The organism is Cellulomonas fimi (assembly GCF_028527925.1).
In the GTDB taxonomy this organism is placed as follows: Bacteria; Actinomycetota; Actinomycetes; order Actinomycetales; family Cellulomonadaceae; genus Cellulomonas; species Cellulomonas fimi_C.
The window spans coordinates 1-13,948 of record NZ_JAPESW010000021.1 but is presented as its reverse complement, the minus strand read 5'-3'; the positions used below and the strand labels follow the sequence as shown (position 1 = coordinate 13,948).

General features: G+C 75.7%; 17 protein-coding genes. 4 read left to right on the top strand and 13 right to left on the bottom strand.

Features of this window, described 5'->3' with window-relative positions; translation table 11 throughout:
- Positions 1 to 4: 4 nt before the first annotated feature.
- A complete protein-coding gene (locus tag OMK64_RS11320; protein WP_124344645.1) occupies positions 5 to 559 on the top strand; it encodes an NUDIX hydrolase family protein in 555 nt (184 codons plus the stop codon).
- Positions 560 to 606: 47 nt separating this feature from the next.
- On the opposite strand, the gene OMK64_RS11315 is transcribed toward OMK64_RS11320, so the two are convergent.
- From OMK64_RS11315 to clpS, 8 genes are all read right to left on the bottom strand, one after another.
- Complete coding sequence (locus OMK64_RS11315; RefSeq protein WP_272728490.1) at positions 607 to 2,316, bottom strand: ABC-F family ATP-binding cassette domain-containing protein; 1,710 nt, start codon at positions 2,314 to 2,316, stop codon at positions 607 to 609.
- Entirely contained in the window at positions 2,313 to 2,939 is a 627-nt protein-coding gene (gene rdgB, locus OMK64_RS11310) for an RdgB/HAM1 family non-canonical purine NTP pyrophosphatase (RefSeq protein ID WP_272728489.1), read from the bottom strand. Before rdgB ends, OMK64_RS11315 begins: the two co-directional genes overlap by 4 nt.
- Positions 2,936 to 3,751, bottom strand: coding sequence for a ribonuclease PH (gene rph / locus OMK64_RS11305; protein ID WP_272728488.1), 816 nt, complete (start codon positions 3,749 to 3,751; stop codon positions 2,936 to 2,938). The genes rdgB and rph overlap by 4 nt, the downstream gene beginning before the upstream one ends.
- An 80-nt stretch (positions 3,752 to 3,831) precedes the next feature.
- A complete protein-coding gene (locus OMK64_RS11300; RefSeq protein ID WP_272728487.1) occupies positions 3,832 to 4,392 on the bottom strand; it encodes a hypothetical protein in 561 nt (186 codons plus the stop codon).
- A gap of 58 nt (positions 4,393 to 4,450) precedes the next feature.
- Positions 4,451 to 5,239, bottom strand: a complete 789-nt coding sequence (locus OMK64_RS11295) for an MBL fold metallo-hydrolase (protein ID WP_272728486.1) — start codon at positions 5,237 to 5,239, stop codon at positions 4,451 to 4,453.
- Positions 5,236 to 6,051, bottom strand: a complete 816-nt coding sequence (gene murI / locus OMK64_RS11290) for a glutamate racemase (protein WP_272728485.1) — start codon at positions 6,049 to 6,051, stop codon at positions 5,236 to 5,238. The genes OMK64_RS11295 and murI overlap by 4 nt, the downstream gene beginning before the upstream one ends.
- A gap of 10 nt (positions 6,052 to 6,061) precedes the next feature.
- Positions 6,062 to 6,691 carry a DUF2017 domain-containing protein gene (locus OMK64_RS11285; RefSeq protein ID WP_272728484.1) on the bottom strand — a complete coding sequence of 210 codons (630 nt, stop codon included), beginning with the start codon at positions 6,689 to 6,691 and terminating at the stop codon, positions 6,062 to 6,064.
- Positions 6,691 to 6,984, bottom strand: coding sequence for an ATP-dependent Clp protease adapter ClpS (gene clpS, locus OMK64_RS11280; RefSeq protein ID WP_124344637.1), 294 nt, complete (start codon positions 6,982 to 6,984; stop codon positions 6,691 to 6,693). Before clpS ends, OMK64_RS11285 begins: the two co-directional genes overlap by 1 nt.
- 67 nt (positions 6,985 to 7,051) lie before the next feature.
- On the opposite strand from clpS, the gene OMK64_RS11275 reads away from it, so the two are divergent.
- A complete protein-coding gene (locus tag OMK64_RS11275; RefSeq protein WP_272728483.1) occupies positions 7,052 to 8,410 on the top strand; it encodes a nicotinate phosphoribosyltransferase in 1,359 nt (452 codons plus the stop codon).
- Between the two features lie 97 nt (positions 8,411 to 8,507).
- Here the strand turns inward: OMK64_RS11275 and OMK64_RS11270 are convergent, their stop codons facing one another.
- The 3 genes from OMK64_RS11270 to OMK64_RS11260 all read right to left on the bottom strand — a co-directional run bounded on the left by OMK64_RS11270 (position 8,508) and on the right by OMK64_RS11260 (position 11,088).
- Positions 8,508 to 8,666: a hypothetical protein gene (locus OMK64_RS11270; protein WP_168679405.1), complete on the bottom strand. Its 159-nt coding sequence runs from the start codon at positions 8,664 to 8,666 to the stop codon at positions 8,508 to 8,510.
- A gap of 242 nt (positions 8,667 to 8,908) precedes the next feature.
- Positions 8,909 to 10,723, bottom strand: coding sequence for a DEAD/DEAH box helicase (locus OMK64_RS11265; protein ID WP_272728482.1), 1,815 nt, complete (start codon positions 10,721 to 10,723; stop codon positions 8,909 to 8,911).
- Entirely contained in the window at positions 10,720 to 11,088 is a 369-nt protein-coding gene (locus OMK64_RS11260) for a DUF3039 domain-containing protein (protein ID WP_272728481.1), read from the bottom strand. The genes OMK64_RS11265 and OMK64_RS11260 overlap by 4 nt, the downstream gene beginning before the upstream one ends.
- Before the next feature lie 97 nt (positions 11,089 to 11,185).
- Here OMK64_RS11260 and OMK64_RS11255 point away from each other — a divergent pair, with 97 nt between their 5' ends.
- Both OMK64_RS11255 and OMK64_RS11250 read left to right on the top strand, forming a co-directional pair.
- On the top strand, positions 11,186 to 11,551 hold the full coding sequence (locus OMK64_RS11255) for a PadR family transcriptional regulator (protein WP_272728480.1): 366 nt from the start codon (positions 11,186 to 11,188) through the stop codon (positions 11,549 to 11,551).
- Complete coding sequence (locus OMK64_RS11250; protein WP_272728479.1) at positions 11,548 to 12,264, top strand: hypothetical protein; 717 nt, start codon at positions 11,548 to 11,550, stop codon at positions 12,262 to 12,264. Before OMK64_RS11255 ends, OMK64_RS11250 begins: the two co-directional genes overlap by 4 nt.
- Before the next feature lie 19 nt (positions 12,265 to 12,283).
- On the opposite strand, the gene nagB is transcribed toward OMK64_RS11250, so the two are convergent.
- Both nagB and OMK64_RS11240 read right to left on the bottom strand, forming a co-directional pair.
- Positions 12,284 to 13,066 (bottom strand): glucosamine-6-phosphate deaminase, encoded by a 783-nt coding sequence (nagB, locus tag OMK64_RS11245; protein WP_272728478.1) that lies wholly within the window; start codon positions 13,064 to 13,066, stop codon positions 12,284 to 12,286.
- 40 nt (positions 13,067 to 13,106) lie between these two features.
- Positions 13,107 to 13,948, bottom strand: an 842-nt coding sequence (locus tag OMK64_RS11240; protein ID WP_272728477.1) for an ROK family protein, incomplete at its 5' end; no start/stop codon positions are given.

Sequence of the window (13,948 nt, the reverse complement as noted above, 5' to 3'; positions counted from 1 at the left end):
CACCGTGACCGACACCGCCGAGTTCCCACCCGGACCCGAGCGCCCCGCGGGCTGGCTCAGCCCCGAGCGCATCGCCAAGGTCCGCTCGCAGATCCCGATCCTCTACGTCGACGCCGTGCCCGTGCGCGTCGACGACTCGGGCGACGTGGTCGCCGTCGGGCTGCTGCTGCGCGTCACGCCCGAGGGCGTGATGTCGCGCGCGCTGGTCAGCGGCCGGGTCATGTACCACGAGCGGGTGCGCGACGCGCTCGTGCGGCACGTCGAGAAGGACCTCGGGCCCGTCGCGCTCCCGCAGATCCCCGCGTCGCCGCAGCCGTTCACCGTCGCCGAGTACTTCCCCACGCCCGGCGTGACGCCGTACCACGACCCCCGCCAGCACGCGGTCTCGCTCGCGTACGTCGTGCCCGTGTCGGGCGACTGCCGCCCGCAGCAGGACGCGATCGACCTCGCGTGGCTCACGCCCGAGGAGGCGTGCGCCGAGCAGGTGCAGGTCGAGATGAACGGCGGCCAGGGGCTGCTGCTGCGCCAGGCGATGGCGCACGTCGGCCGCCTGCCCTGACCCTGACGTGACGACGCGACGGGCGCGCCCGCCGGTGCGTCCGTCGCTCAGCCGAGCGTGAGCTCCGGCCAGTCCGCCAGGTCGGCGCGCATCCTGCGGTCGTGCGTCGCGACGACGACCGCCGCTGACGTGAGCCGCAGCGCGTCGGTGAGCTCGTCGACCAGCCCGACGGACAGGTGGTTCGTGGGCTCGTCGAGGATCAGCAGGTGCGGCGCGGCGAGAAGCGCGCACGCGAGGTCGAACCGGCGGCGCTGACCGACGGAGAGCTCGCGCAACGGCCGCTCGAGGTCCTCCTCGCTCAGCAGCCCGAGCGCCGCGACGGGCACGAGCTGCTCGGGGTCGATGCGGCCGGCGTCGAGCAGGTCGAGCGCGTGCCGCGCGTACGCGTCGAACGCGCTTGGCGACGACCCGTCGGCGGCCGCCGGGGCGGCGTGCTCGGTCGGACCCTCCTGCGCGAGCACCCCGAGCCGGGCCCCCGGCGCGAGCGCGCGCGTCCCGCGGTCGAGCGCGACCGTGCCCGCCAGCGCCGCGAGCAGCGTCGACTTGCCGGACCCGTTCGGGCCCGTGACGAGCAGCCGGCCGCACGGCGGGACCTCGATGCGCCGCCCGGGCAGGTCGAGCCGGGGACGCCCGCCGGGGCCGCCGTCGACGCGCGGCGCGCGCAGCTCCAGCAGCGGTCCGCCGCCGCCGCGGTCACCCGCGAGCGGCTTGGGCACCGACGGCAGGTCGGGGAACGCGAGCGCGGGCGGCGGCACGGGCACCTCGACGGCGTCGGCCTCCAGGCGCTGGATCAGCCGGTCGGCGGCCTTCACGTGGATGCGGGCGCGCGTGCCACGGCGGTGCTTCTGCGACCCCTTGGGCGGGCGCCACTCGTCGGACAGCCCCTCGTAGGCGGTGTCGAGCCGCTCGGCCAGCGCCTGCGCGCGCTTGCGCTCCGCGCGGTACCGGGCCCGCCAGCGCCGCAGCATCTGGTCCTTCGCGAACCGGTAGTCGGCGTAGCGCGTCGCGCCGTACAGCGCCGGGCGGCCGTCCATCGACGGGTCGAGGTCGAGGATGGCCGTCATGACGTCGTCGAGCAGCCGCCGGTCGTGCGTGACGATGACGACCGCCCCCGGCCAGTCCCGCAGCTGGGCCGTCAGGTAGTCGACCCCGGCGGCGTCGAGGTGGTTGGTCGGCTCGTCGAGCAGCAGCACGTCCGCGCGCTCGCCGATCCGGCACGCGAGCCGCACCCGGTACCGCTCCCCCACGCTGAGCCGGTCGAGCGCCCGGTCGCGGTCGCGCGGCGCGCCGAACCGCGTGAGCGCCTCGTCGACGCGCCGGTCGGCGTCCCACGCGGCGAGGTGCTCGTACCGCGTCATCGCGGCCGTCAGCCGGGTCAGGTCGCCGGACTCGTGGTCGAAACCCTCGATCGCGGCCTCGAGCTCGGCCGACGCGGCCCGCACGGCCGCGAGCGCCCGCTCGACGAGCGACCCGACCGTGGTCCCCGCGGGCTCGTCGAGCTCCTGCTCGACGACCGCGAGCGTGCCCGCGCGACGCACGGACCCGGACAGCGGCGCGAGGTCGCCCGCGAGCAGCCGCAGCAGCGTCGTCTTGCCCGCGCCGTTCTCCCCGACGAGCCCCACACGGTCACCCGCGGACACGACGAGGTCGACGGCGTCGAGGACGACCTGCTCCCCGTAGGCGAACGTCACCGCGTCGGCGGCGACGTGCACGTGGTCGACGACCGCGTGCACGTCCCGCCGGGCGGGCAGCGTCATCCGCCCAGCACCCGCACCAGCGTCGGGGCGAGCGCGCGGAACGCCTGGCCGCGGTGGCTGATCGCGTTCTTCTCGGCCGGGTCGAGCTCGGCGCACGTGCGCTCCTCGCCGAGCGGGACGAGCACCGGGTCGTAGCCGAAGCCGTGCGCGCCCCGGGGTGCGGCGGCGAGCGTGCCGACGAGCGCGCCCGTCTCGACGTGCTCGAACCCGTCGGGCGTGACGAGCGCGGCGGCGCACACGAAGCGTGCGCCCCGGTGCTCGGGCTTGACGTCGCGGAGCTGCGCGAGCAGCAGGTCGAGGTTCGCGGCGTCGTCGCCGTGCCGGCCGGCCCAGCGCGCGGAGAAGATGCCGGGCGCGCCGCCGAGCACGTCGACCGCGAGCCCGGAGTCGTCGGCGACCGCGGGCAGGCCGGTGAACGCGGCGAGCGCACGCGCCTTGAGCAGCGCGTTCTCGGCGAACGTCACGCCGTCCTCGACGGGCTCGGGCGCGCCGACGGCGCCCGCGCCGACCACCGCCGCGGCGTCGAGGCCGGGCAGCGACGGGGACAGGATCGCGCGGAGCTCGCCGATCTTGTGCGCGTTGTGGGTCGCGAGGACGAGCCGCGCGCCGGCGGGCACGGTCACGCGCCCACCTCGTCCACGTCCACCGCGTCGACCCCCGTGACGAGGCGCGTCGCGGTGCCGTCGCCGGGCGCGGACGCGAGCGCCGCGGCCTGCAGCGCGGTGAGCTGCGCACCACCGGCGACCGCGAGGTCGAGCAGCGCGTCGAGCTCGCGCCGGTCGAACGGCGCGTGCTCCGCCGTGCCCTGCACCTCGACGAACGCGCCCGAGCCGGTGACGACGACGTTCATGTCGGTCTCGGCGCGGACGTCCTCGACGTACGGCAGGTCGAGCACCGGGACGCCGTCGACGATGCCGACGGACACCGCGGCGACCGAGTCGCGCAGCACCGTGCGGCCGGGCTTGACGATGCGCTGCTGTGTCGCCCACGCGACCGCGTCGGCCAGCGCGACGTAGGCGCCCGTGATCGCCGCGGTCCGGGTACCGCCGTCGGCCTGGAGGACGTCGCAGTCGAGGACGATCGTGTTCTCGCCGAGCGCCGACACGTCGACGACGGCGCGCAGCGAGCGGCCGATGAGGCGCGAGATCTCCTGCGTACGGCCGCCGACGCGGCCCTTGACCGACTCGCGGTCCGACCGGGTGGTGGTGGCACGCGGCAGCATCGCGTACTCGGCGGTGACCCAGCCCTCGCCCGAGCCCTTGCGCCAGCGCGGCACACCCTCGGTGAACGACGCCACGCACAGCACCTTGGTCCCGCCGAACTCGACGAGGACGCTGCCCTCCCCCGCGTCGAGGAAGCGGCGGGTGAGCGTGACGGGGCGCAGCTCGTCGGGGCGACGCCCGTCGGCGCGGAGCGCGGGGGTGGTGGCGGTCATGCGGACGAGCCTAACCGCGCGGCGCGACACCCCGGCCGGGCGTCCGACCGCGGCCCGCGCGTCGGCGGGTCGCTGCCCGCTCACGCCTCCGGTGCGGTCGGCACTGACGGGACGACCGCACGCGGGGTCACCGCCGGGTCGCCGAGCGCGACGTCGAGCACCGCCTGCTCGGGCGGCGCACCGGCGGCCAGCCGCGCACCGATCGCGTCGCGGACGCGCAGCGCACGACGCCAGCCCATGACGTCGGCGACCGCGACGGCGGGCGCGTCGTCGTCGCCCGCGGGCGTCACCGCGACGGCCCAGGGGCGGCGCAGGAGCAGCCGCCCGACGAACGCGAGGACCAGGACGACGACCACGACGAGGAGGTCCAGCACGACGAGCAGCAGCGGCACCAGGAAGAGCCACACGAGCAGCACGCCGAGCACGAATGCGACCGCGCCGACGATCCACGCGACCACCCCGCCGAGGTCGTCGAGGCCGCCCGCGAGCTCCCCCACTCCGTCGAGCGCGACGTCCGCCCCCTCCCGGCTGCGGCGGTGCGACCGGCGCAACCGGCGGAACACCCGGGCCCACCGGGGCGCCCATCGGACGGCGACGTCGAACGACGGACCCGCGGGCGGGCGGGCGGTACGGGTGCGCATGACCGCACAGCGTGCCAGCCGGGCCCGTCGTCGCTGGGGCGCGTCCGCGGGTGTCGCGTCAGAGGGTGTGCACGTCGCCCGGCCGGGCGAGCGCCACGGGTCCGTCGTAGACCGCGCGCGCCTCCGCGACCGCGACCTGCGGGTCGTTCCACGCGGGGATGTGCGTGAGCACGAGCTGCCGGGCACCGCCGCGGGCGGCGGCCTCGCCGGCGCGCCTGCCGGTGAGGTGCACGCCGCGCACCGCGTCGTCGCGCCCCTCGACGAACGCGGCCTCCGCGAGCAGCAGGTCGACGCCGTCGGCGAGCGCGTCGAGGCCCGCGCACGCGTCGGTGTCACCGGTGTACGCGAGCGTCACGGTCGCCGACGGGTCGGCCTCGGACGGACCGGTGACCCGGATCCCGAAGGCGGGGATCGGGTGCTCGACCGGCACCGGCGTCAGCGTCAGCGGGCCGACGACGACGGGCGCCTCGGGGTCCCACGCGTGGAACGTGAACTGCTTGCCCACGTCGGTCGCCGGGTCGCCGCCCGCGATCTGCGTGAGCCGCTGCGCCGTGCCCCCGGGGCCGTGCACGTCGACGGGCGGCAGGGCACCGTCCGGGTGGTACCGCAGGAGCACGTTGAGCACGACCATGTCGGCGACGTGGTCCGCATGCAGGTGGGAGAGGCCGATCGCGTCGAGCCGCGTCGGGTCGCCGTACCGCTGGAGCGGCCCCAGCGCGCCGTTGCCCAGGTCCAGCAGGACGGTCCACCTGCGCCCGTCGGCGTCGTCGGCCTGCACGAGGTAGCCGGACGCGGCCGCGTCGGGACCGGGGAACGAGCCCGCGCTGCCCACGACGACGAGCCTCATCGCAGCGCCATCCGCGACTCGACGGACTCGACCTCGGGGCCGAGGAACCGGCGCGCGAGCGACTGGAACGCGTCCGGGTCGCCCGTCGCGAGGAACCGGTGCGACGGTGGGCCCGCGACCGGGTCACGCTCGAGGTCGTGCGCGACGAGCGTGCGGTACACGTCCTTCGCGGTCTCCTCGGCGCTCGAGACGAGCGTGACCTCGTCACCCATGACGTACGAGATCGCGCCGGTCAGCAGCGGGTAGTGCGTGCAGCCGAGGACGAGCGTGTCCACGCCCGCCTCCTTGACGGGCTCCAGGTACTCGCGCGCGACGGCCAGCACCTCGGGCCCCGACGTGATGCCGGCCTCGACGAGCTCCACGAAGCGCGGGCACGCCTGCGTGGTGAGCGTGACGCCCGGGGCGACGGCGAACGCGTCGTCGTAGGCGCGCGACTCGACGGTCGCGCGCGTGCCGATGACGCCGATCCGGCCGGTGCGGGTCGCGGCGACCGCACGGCGGGCCGCGGGGAGGATGACCTCGACGACGGGGATGCCGCGGCGCAGCGTGTACCGCTCGCGCGCGTCCCGCAGCATCGCGGCCGACGCGGTGTTGCACGCGATGACCAGCAGCTTCACGCCCGCGTCGACCAGGTCGTCCATGACCTCGAGCGCGTGCGCGCGCACCGCGGCGAGCGGCTTGGGCCCGTACGGGGTGTTGAGCGTGTCGCCGATGTAGAGGGTCGACTCGTGCGGCAGCTGGTCGAGGATGGACCGTGCCACCGTGAGACCGCCGACGCCGGAGTCGAAGATGCCGATCGGGGCGTCGTTCACGGGCGAGAGCCTAACCCTCGTGCGACGGGCCGCCGGACGCACCGCCGCGCCGCGCGTGCTCGAGCATGAGCCCGACCAGCGACTCCTGCAGCCAGCTGAGCGCGCCGTAGAGCGACACGAGGTAGCGCCGGACGTCGACGTCCTGACCCTGTGCGTCGTCGGCGAGCACGTCGTACAGCTGCTCGGCGTCCTGGTCCGTGCGCACGTCGAGGCGCTCGGCGAGCACGAGCCGCAGGTCGGTGATGGCCGCCGCGAGCTCGGGGGCGTCCTTCGGGGCGACCGTCAGGAGGTCCTGACGTCGGCCGTCGCCGGGCGTCGTCAGCAGCGTCCACATCACCCCGAGGCGCGCGACCTTACGGGCGCGCAGGTCGTCCTCGGTCAGGCGGCGGAACTCGGCGGCGACGTCCGGGTCGTCCTGCGAGGCGTCGGGCAGCAGCCGACGCACGGCCGGGTCCTGCGGCGGGGCGACGTCCTCGGTGCGGAGCAGCGGAACCTCGGGCGCCGCACCCGGACCGACCTCGTCGAACCGCGGCGCCCCCAGCAGCTGCGCGACGTCCGCGACGAGCGCGGCGACGACCTCGCGCTCGGAGGCGTCGAGCCGTGCGACGAATGCACCGTGCTTCTCGGTGAACGCGCGCATCAGACCCCGCTGCGCTGCAGGGTCGCCCACAGGCCGAACCCGTGCATCGCCTGCACGTCGACCTCCATGCCCTCGAGGGACCCGCTCGACACCACGGCCCGCCCCTCCTCGTGCACCTGGCGCATGAGCTTCTCGGCCTTCTCGTGCGGGTGGCCGAAGTACGTCTCGAACACGTAGGTCACGTAGGACATGAGGTTCACGGGGTCGTTCCACACGATGGTGACCCACGGGTCGGCGACGGCCGCCTGCTCGGCGGCCTCGACGCGTTCGTCGGGCGCGGTCTGGACGGGCACCCGACCACTGTAGGTGCCCGTGCGCGCCGGGCGCGCCGCCTGTCCCCGGGCGCCCTACGTTGGCCGCATGACGCACCCGCAGCCCGCCGCCGTCCCCGTGACCTCGCTGCTCACCGACCGCTACGAGCTCACGATGCTGCAGGCGGCGCTCGCCGACGGCACCGCGCACCGCCGCTGCGTGTTCGAGGTGTTCACGCGCCGGTTGCCGCCCGGCCGTCGGTACGGGGTGGTCGCGGGCACGGGCCGGCTGCTCGAGGCGCTCCCCGCGTTCCGGTTCACGTCGCGCGAGCTCGACTGGCTCTCCGACGAGGGCGTGGTCGACGACGCGACGCTCGAGTTCCTGTCCGCGTACCGCTTCACCGGGTCGATCCGCGGGTACGCCGAGGGCGAGGTCTTCTTCCCGCAGTCGCCGCTGCTGGTCGTCGAGGGCACGTTCGCCGAGGCGGTGCTGCTGGAGACGCTCGCGCTGTCGATCCTCAACTACGACTCCGCGGTCGCGTCGGCGGCGTCGCGCATGACGAGCGCCGCGGTCGACCGGCCGGTGCTGGAGATGGGCGCACGGCGCGCGCACGAGGAGGCCGCGGTGTCGGCGGCCCGCGCCGCGGTCGTCGCGGGGTTCGCGGCGACGTCGAACCTCGAGGCGGGGCGCCGCTACGGCCTCGACACGATCGGGACCGCGGCGCACGCGTTCACGCTGCTGCACGACGACGAGGAGGCGGCGTTCGCGGCGCAGGTCGCGGCCCAGGGGCCGGGCACGACGCTCCTGGTCGACACCTACGACGTGAAGCGCGGGGTCGAGCGCGCGCTCGCCGCGGCCGGCACGGGTCTCGGCGCGGTGCGGCTCGACTCGGGTGACCTCGGGGTGCTCGCGCAGGAGGTGCGCGCGCAGCTCGACGCCGCCGGCGCGCACGACACGCGGATCGTGGTGACGTCGGACCTCGACGAGTACGCGATCGCGGCGCTCGCGGCCGCACCGGTGGACGTCTACGGCGTCGGGACGTCGGTCGTGACCGGCTCGGGGGCGCCGACGTGCGGCATGGTCTACAAGCTCGTGGCCCGCGAGGGCCGTGACGGTGCGCTCGCGCCGGTCGAGAAGAGGTCGTCGGCGAAGACGAGCGTCGGGGGCCGCAAGACGGCGGCGCGACGGCGGGGGCCGGACGGGCGGGCCGTCGAGGAGGTGCTGGTCACGGGTCCCGACGCGGCGGTCGCGGCGTGGGAGCCCGAGGGCGGCGAGCTGCGGGCGCTGCACGTGCCCCTCGTGACCGGCGGCGAGGTGGACCCGTCGTGGACGGGTCCCGAGGGTGTGCGCCGGGCACGGGATCGGCACCGCGCCTCGCGGGACGAGCTGCCGCGCGGTGCGCGACGGCTGTCGGCCGACGAGGCCGCGGTGCCGACCGTGACACTGCGGCTGGCCGGACGGGACTGAGGGACCGTCCGGCCAGACCGCTGCGCGAGGACCAGGCCGCGGACGCGGGGCGGGGGTACAGGGGGGCTAGACCCCCGCCGCCCGCGCCGCGGCCCGGTCAGATCCGGGCGCGGCCGCGACCGCGGCCGACCAGGCCGAGGATCAGGCTGACGACCAGGACGGCGATACCGATCCACAGGAGGAACTCACCGACCCCGGCGAAGCCGAGGATGAGGAGAACCGCTCCGACGAGGACGAGGATGAGCCAGCTGGGCATGGTGCGACCCCTTTCTTCGTGGTCACCGTGAGCGTCCGGGGGAACCCGGCGCCGTGAAGCACGAGGAAGACGTTGCCGAACCCGCGAGGGCTCCGCACGCCGAGAGGACGAGTTGCACGACGAAGCGACGCTGCTATGTGGTCGCGCGTCCAGCGCTCTGACCTGGGCATATGAGGGAATTGTCACTGTCCCACATGGTGAGACGGGGATTGCCTGGTCGCGCTACCGAGGCGTATCGCGCGTCACTTCTTGCCGACGAACCAGCCGCGCAGCATCGCGACACGCGCCGTCAGCTGCGCCGGGTCCGCGAGCGCGACCTCCGGTCCCCCGCACCGTCGGCGCAGCTCCGCGTGCACCGCGCCGTGCGGCTGCCCGCTCCGCCGCGACCACGCCCCGACCAGCTGCGCGAGCTCCTTGCGCAGCTCCGCCTGCTTGCGGTGGTCCATCTCGGGCGCCGGCTCGGCCGCCGCCGGGCGGCGCTTGCCCTTGAGCTGGTCGGCCTGCCGCTGCCGCAGCAGCGCCGACACCTGGTCGGCGTCCAGCAGGCCGGGCAGGCCGAGGAAGTCGAGCTCCTCGTCCGAGCCGACCGCGGCCTCGGTGCCGAACTCGCCGCCGTCGAACAGCACGCGGTCGAACGACGCCTGCGCCTCGAGCGCCTCGAACGTGCCCTGCTTGCCGTCCGGCCCGACCGCGTCGGGGCCGTTCTGCTCGGCGTTCGCCGCCGCGAGCAGCGCGTCCTCGGGGTTGAAGTCGACGCCCTGCTCCTCGGCCGTCTGCGGCCGGTCGAGGGCGTGGTCGCGCTCGAGCTCGAGGCTGCTCGCGAGCGCGAGGAGCTGCGGGACGGACGGGAGGAACACCGACGCCGTCTCGCCCCGCTTGCGGGCCCGCACGAACCGCCCCACGGCCTGCGCGAAGAACAGGGGCGTCGCGGTGCTCGTCGCGTAGACGCCGACCGCGAGACGCGGCACGTCGACGCCCTCGGACACCATGCGGACCGCGACGAGCCAGCGCGAGTCGCCCGCGGAGAACTCGTCGATGCGGTCGCTCGCGCCGTCGTCGTCGGACAGCACGACCGTCGGCGACTCCCCCGTGAGCCGCGCCAGGTGGCCGGCGTACGCGCGCGCGTCGGTCTGGTCGGTCGCGATGATCATCGCGCCCGCGTCGGGCACCGCCCGCCGCACCTCGGTGAGGCGCCGGTCGGCCGCGGCGAGCACGCTCGGGATCCACTCGCCGTTCGGGTCGAGCGCGGTCCGCCACGCCTGGGCGGTCATGTCCTTGGTCAGCGGCTCGCCGAGGCGCGCGCTCACCTCGTCGCCCGCGCGCGTGCGCCAGCGCATCGAGCCGCTGTAGGACAGGAAGATCACGGGCCGCACGACGTGGTCGCGCAGCGCGTCGCCGTAACCGTACGTGTAGTCCGCGACGCTCCGGCGGATCCCCTCGTGGTCCCGCGCGTACTGCACGAACGGGATCGCCGCGGTGTCGGACCGGAAGGGCGTGCCCGTGAGCGCGAGGCGTCGGGTCGCGTCCTCGAAGGCCTCCCGGACCGCGTCGCCCCACGAGAGCGCGTCGCCGCCGTGGTGCACCTCGTCGAGGATGACGAGCGTGCGCTCGGCGGTCGTCCGCGCCGCGTGCAGCGCGGGCTTGGACGCGACCTGCGCGTACGTGACGGCGACCCCGTCGAACCCGTGGCCGTGGCGGCCCTGCGCGTTCGAGAAGTTCGGGTCGAGCCGGATCCCGACGCGCGCCGCGGCGTCCGCCCACTGCTTCTTCAGGTGCTCGGTCGGCGCCACGACCGTGACGCGGCGCACGGCGCGCGCCTCGAGCAGCTCGGTCGCGATGCGGAGCGCGAACGTCGTCTTGCCCGCTCCCGGCGTCGCGACCGCGAGGAAGTCACGCGGCGCGCGCTCCCGGTACAGGTCGAGCGCCTCGGCCTGCCACGCACGCAGCTTGCCCGCGGTCCCCCACGGCGCACGCCCGGGGAACGCCGGCGGCAGGTGGGAGGCCGCCGACGTGGAGGCGTGGGACGTGGTGGAGGACGGGCGTGCGGCCGCGCTCACTTGCCGCCGCGGCCGAAGCCCCAGCGACGACCCCCGCCCGAGCCCTCGGAGCCACCGTCGCCGGACGCACCCTCACCGTCCTGCGGCTCGCGCAGCCCCTCGTAGATCTCCTTGCACACGGGGCACACCGGGAACTTGTTCGGGTCCCGGCCCGGCACCCAGACCTTGCCGCAGAGCGCGACCACGGGCTTGCCGCTCATCGCGGACTCCATGATCTTCTCCTTGCGCACGTAGTGCGCGAAGCGCTCGTGATCGCCCGGCTCGACCTGCTCGTGCGTCTCCTGGCGCTCGAGCACGCTCGTCGACGTGCCCTGGCCCGGGTCGTTCGGGTCGGCGGGGCCGGTCGGCGGGAGGGGTTCGGTCATGCGCAGGAGTCTACGTCGCGGCACCCACGCTCCCGAGTGCGACACCACCGCGCCGACTAGATAGACACGCTGACTAGATAGTCGTACTGTCTAGTTCGTGACGACGACCCCCTGGCCCGGCGAGTGGCTGCGCGGCGTCCTCGACCTGTGCGTCCTCGCCGTCCTCGCCGAGGGCGAGACCTACGGGTACGCGCTCGCTGCCCGGCTCGACGAGCTCGGCGTCGGCACGATCAAGGGCGGCACGCTCTACCCGCTGCTCGCCCGCCTCGAGCAGGCCGGGCACGTCACCACGCGCTGGGAGCCCGGCGAGGGCGGCCCCGGCCGGAAGTACTTCGCGCTCACGGCGGCGGGACGCACCGCGCTCGCCGCGCGCGCCGACGCGTGGCGGACCTTCGCCACGCTCACCGTCGAGCTCACGTCCGCGGCCGACCGCCGCGACCGCCCCGAGGAGGCACGCGCATGACCGACCCGTCGGCGCCCACGTCCACGCTGGTCCCCGAGCACTGGCGCACCACGTTCGTGCTCGAGCTGCGCGACCGCGGCGCCGACGGTCGCGCCGTCGGCGAGGCGCTCGCGGAGGTCGAGCAGTTCTGCGCCGACAGCGGCCAGACCGCGGCCGACGCGTTCGGCGACGCGCGCACCTACGCCGCGAGCCGCGTCGACACCCACGCGCCGCGGTTCGCCGGGGTCGGGCGCGAGCTCGTCCCCGCCGCCGTCGGCGTCGTCGGGCTGCTGCTCCTGCTGTGGGCCGTCGGCGCCGACGGACCGACGCTCGACGTGACAGTCGGCCGCGTCCTGCTGCCGCTCGTGCTCGTCGGCGGCGCGGTCGCCACCGTCCAGGTCGCGGTGCGCAGCCGCCTCGCGCTCGCGGGCACCGTGGCCGCGCTGCTGGTCGCGCTCGTCGTCCTCGACCGCGTCGCGACCGCGCCTCTCGTCACAACGACAGCCGCCGTCGCCGCGGTCGTCGGCGCCGTGCTGCTGCTGGCCGAGGCAGGGTGGCAGACCTGGATCGCGGTGCGCCGGCCCGAGCACACGGTGGTCGTCGCGCCGGGGTCGGACCCGCGCGACGAGCGTCGCCGCAACGTGCGCGCCGGGATCGCGCTCGCGTGGCTGCTGCCGGCCATGGCCGCGGTCGCCGCCGCGTTCTTCGCGCTCCTGCGGGCGCTGCTGCCGTGACGCACGGCACGGGCACGCGTCAGAGGCCCTGCCAGCCCGGCTTCGCGGCGTACGTCTCGCGGTAGTAGTCCGCGAGCTGCAGGCGGGACGCGGCGGCGTCGTCGACGAGCACCGTCACGTGCGGGTGGTGCTGCAGGACGGTCGCCGGCCACATCGCGCTGACCGGCCCCTCGGCGAGCTGGTGCACCGCCTCGGCCTTGCCCCGACCGGTCGCCAGCAGCACCAGGTGCCGCGCCGCCATGATCGTCGCGAGCCCCTGCGTGAGGCAGTGCGTCGGGACCTGGTCGACGTCGCCGCCGAAGAACCGCGCGTTGTCCTCGCGCGTCTGGCGCGTGAGCGTCTTGATCCGGGTCCGGGACGCGAGCGACGAGCCGGGCTCGTTGAACGCGACGTGCCCGTCGGTGCCGATCCCGAGGATCTGCAGGTCCACGCCGCCCGCGTCCGCGATCGCCTGCTCGTACGCCGCGCACGCCGCGGGCACGTCGTCGGCCAGACCGTCGGGGCCTTGCACCGCGCCCTCGGCGAAGTCGACGCGCGACGCGATCTCCTTCTCGATGACGTTGCGGTACCGCTCCGGGTGGTCCGCGGGCAGGCCCACGTACTCGTCCAGCATGAACGCCCGCGCGTGCGCGAACGACAGCCCGTCCTGCGCGTGTCGCCGGGCGAGCTCGTCGTAGACCGCGAGCGGGCTGGACCCCGTCGCGAGCCCGAGCACCGCCGTCGGGCGCGCCCGGAGCAGCCGCTCGACCGCGTCGGCCGCGATCCGCGCGAGCTCCGCCGCGGGGGCGATGACGACCTCCATCAGCACTCCTCCTGTCGGGCCGGGACTGCGCCGCGGCCGATCATGCGTCGTACTCGCCGCGCCCGACGAGCGCCGCGCCGACGGCCCCGACCGGGACGCCCTCGGGCGCCAGCGTCACGCGGTCGGCCAGGCGCATCGAGGCCAGGAACGGCGACGTGCCGGCGGCCGCGTCGAGCACGCCGCGCACCGCGTCGAGCAGCGGCGCCCCGACAGCGCTCACGCCCCCGCCGATCACGACGTGCCGCACGTCGCACGTGAGGACGAGCACACGCACTCCCGCGGCGACGGCGGCCGCGAACTGGTCGCGCAGCGCGACCGCCTCGGGGTCGCCCGCGGCGGCCGCGGCGAAGACCTCGGCGGGTGCCGGGGCGCCGGTCCGGCTCGGCCAGGCGGCGTCGAGCGCCGAGCCCGACGCGTACTGCTCGAGGCAGCCCGTCTGGCCGCACTTGCACGGCAGGCCGTCGGGCACGAACGTCAGGTGCCCGATCTCCCCCGCCGCGCCCTGCGACCCCCGGCGCAGCCGCCCGTCGAGCAGCAGGCCCGCCGCCAGGCCCGTGCCGAGCGCGAGGAACGCGAGGTCGTGCTGCGCACCGTCGGCGTGCGGCTCGACGAACCGCGCCGCGCCGACGACCGCGGCGTTGAGGTCGTTCTCAAGCCGCACCGGGACGGGTCTCAGGCGGTCGGCGACCAGGGCCGCGAGAGCGACGCGCTGGTCGATGCCGAGGTTGACCGCGTGCTCGACGGTCCCCGCGGCCACGTCGACGACGCCCGGCAGGCCCAGGCCGACGCCGACGAGGTCGCCGACCGCCACGCCCGCCAGGCCGGCGAGCTCCTCGACCGCCGCGACCGCGCCCGCGACCACGCCGTCGAGACCGCGCACCG